Source organism: Buchnera aphidicola (Lipaphis pseudobrassicae) (assembly GCF_005081185.1).
GTDB lineage: Bacteria > Pseudomonadota > Gammaproteobacteria > Enterobacterales > Enterobacteriaceae > Buchnera > Buchnera aphidicola_AD.
In genome coordinates, this window is the sequence record NZ_CP034870.1 from 189,137 (window position 1) to 190,563 (window position 1,427).

The 1,427-nt window shown below is 22.1% G+C and carries 2 protein-coding genes; both read left to right on the top strand.

The window, feature by feature from the left end:
- The coding region (locus D9V70_RS00895; RefSeq protein ID WP_253254817.1) for an acetate/propionate family kinase at positions 1 to 811 on the top strand (811 nt) is incomplete at its 5' end.
- Between the two features lie 42 nt (positions 812 to 853).
- Positions 854 to 1,427, top strand: a 574-nt coding sequence (locus D9V70_RS00900; protein WP_172599334.1) for an AAA family ATPase, incomplete at its 3' end; no start/stop codon positions are given.

Consider the following 1,427-nt stretch of genomic DNA (forward strand, 5'->3'; position numbering starts at 1 on the left):
AATTATAGAAAAATATTCAGTCTTATCGAAGAAAAATGTAGCAGTATTTGATACATCTTTCTATAAAGATATGCCTGAAACTTCTTTTTTATATGCAATTCCTTACGATTTTTATCAACATTACGGTATTAGACGTTATGGAGCTCATGGTATTAGTCATGAATATGTTAGTCGTAAATCTTGTATTTTTTTAAATAAGAATTTTAATTCGTTAAATATTATAACTTGTCATTTAGGAAATGGAGCTTCAATTTCTGCTATTTGTAATGGTGTTTGTGTTGATACATCTATGGGTTTAACTCCATTGGAAGGACTTGTTATGGGGACAAGAAGTGGAGATATAGATCCTTCTATTATATTTTTTATGAACAAGCAACTACATATAAATCTAAACGAAATTGAAACAATACTGAATAAAAAATCAGGTTTACTAGGTTTAAGTGGAATTAGCAGTGATTTTCGATATTTTGAAAAAAATTATAATTTAACAATAGAAGCTAAAAGATCTGTCGATATTTTTTGTCATCGATTAGCTAAATATATTGCATCTTATATGACTTTAATGAAAAATCATTTAGATGCTGTAGTTTTTACTGGAGGAATTGGAGAAAATGTACCTTTGATTAGAGAATTAACTTTATCTAAATTATCTTTATTAGGTTTTAAAATTAATTTAAAACTTAATTTATCTATTAAAGAAGGTAAGTCTGGATTAATTACTGATTCTAATTCTTATCCAGTTTTTGTTATTTCAACAAATGAAGAATTGTTTATAGCACAAGAAACTATGAATGTAATCAATAAACAATAATCATTTTTATGATGTATTTTGATGTATTATATTAGGATAATTATGTCACGTATTATAATGTTAATTCCTTTAGATGATAATGTTGGTTTAAATTCTGTTAGTTTAAGTATGATTTATTGTTTAAATAAAAAGTTATGTAAAAATAATTCTCGAAAACCTGTACTATATTTGTCTTGCTCAAATAATCATCAAGATAATATATCTTTAATAATTAATAAATATTTTTCAAAATTTGTACATATATTAAATGATATAGATTTTTCTAAAAATATTTTTAACTCTTGTGATTACTTTTCTTTACTAAATAAATTAATTGAAGATATTTACCATAAAAAATGGTTATATCAATTTATTTTGATTAAAGGTTTAAGTAATAATGTAAATATGTATTCTCAAGACATTAATTATGATATTGCTCAAAATTTAAGTGCAGAAGTGATTTTTTTGTCTAATATAAAAAAAAATTATATAGAAAACTTTAAAGTAAAAGAAAAAGAAATAGAATTAATTATAAAAAGAAAAAATTATAAAAACGTTTTAGGTGTAATTTTTAATAAAGTCAACTCTCCATTTATTAATAAAAAATATGACTTTTTTAAAAAACTAATTATCTTAA